This window comes from Paenibacillus sp. Y301, assembly GCF_059445505.1.
The window spans coordinates 1-1,231 of the sequence record NZ_JCAIUL010000042.1 but is presented as its reverse complement, the minus strand read 5'-3'; the positions used below and the strand labels follow the sequence as shown (position 1 = coordinate 1,231).

The window sequence follows — 1,231 nt, the reverse complement described above, 5'->3', positions numbered from 1 at the left end:
ATTTCATTCATTTATGATTTTTCTCTTCCTTCTATTATCCTTGATTTAATCTGATCTATCACCTTTATTTATTTGTTGTTACTAGGTTTCATTGGGTTATCAATCTCAAAGGGGTTGCGTATAACGTTTGGCATTCCTGACGTTCAAGCAGCTTAAGTGACCGTAGGGAACGGGTCGTCAGACTTAGCTGGTTGAATGTGTCGCCTGAATCCACTTCTCCGAAAATCATCTTGGCGACCTAGGAGCGCATGCGACGACGCAGAAATGTTATGTTAGCTGATGTCATTGCCTTCTATGAGTTGCTTAAGCAGTCATCTAATATCACTTTAAGTTTTAATGCCTTTTTATTAGTGGGTTCTATTTCAAGGATTCTTTCTATCAAGTTTAATGACTTAATAAAGTTTTTGAGCTTGTAATTTATTCTACTAAGTTCAAAATATAACTCAATATCAAGTTCTTTATAGTTAAATAGCCTCTCCAAATATTCTAAAGCTACATAGTAATTATTTTCTTCAATATTCATCAAACCGAGATTCCATAACGCATCTTTGTTATTTGGATTTTGTTCAAGAAGCTTGTTAAACTCTACTATTGCCTCTTTACGTTGATCTAACTTCCAAAGTACTAGTCCATAATTTAATCTTGGTTCTTCTCGGTCGCTATTAATATCTAGAGATTCTTCATATGCTTTTTTTGCTTGTACTAAATTATTGATACGTTCGAAATATAAGCCAAGATAATAGAAGGTATCTTCTGATTGATTGTTTACTTTAATTGCTTGCTTGAATTGTTCATAAGCTTCAGTAAGTCTTCCTTGCTTTAAGTATACACGTCCTATATTTGTAATTGGCCGTTCCCAAGTTGGCTCCATCTCACTAAGCCTAATAAACCAATCTAAAGCTGCTTCATAATTTCCGACCATCAACTCGCAGCATCCTAAATAATTCATTGAGTCTGTAACATCTAAATTGTTTGTATATGATTGTATAAAGCAACTGTACGCTTCTTTGTACTTACCCTCTGCATATAGATCATCTCCTTGTTCATACAAAGACATGATATTCCTCCTTGGATATACTTTAATTTAATATCGCAATGATTTCTGCTAACGTTTGGCATTCCTGACGTTCAAGCAGCTTAAGTGACCGTAGGGAACGGGTCGTCAGACTTAGCTGGTTGAATGTGTCGCCTGAATAATCTTCTTGAAAATCCTTCTAAGCGATCAAGGGCG

Annotated in this window: 1 protein-coding gene; it reads right to left on the bottom strand. The window is 35.3% G+C overall.

Annotation, left to right across the window (positions count from 1 at the left end):
- Positions 1-292: 292 nt before the first annotated feature.
- Positions 293-1,057 (bottom strand): tetratricopeptide repeat protein, encoded by a 765-nt coding sequence (locus tag AC1D69_RS24995; protein WP_495458811.1) that lies wholly within the window; start codon positions 1,055-1,057, stop codon positions 293-295.
- Positions 1,058-1,231 lie beyond the last annotated feature (174 nt).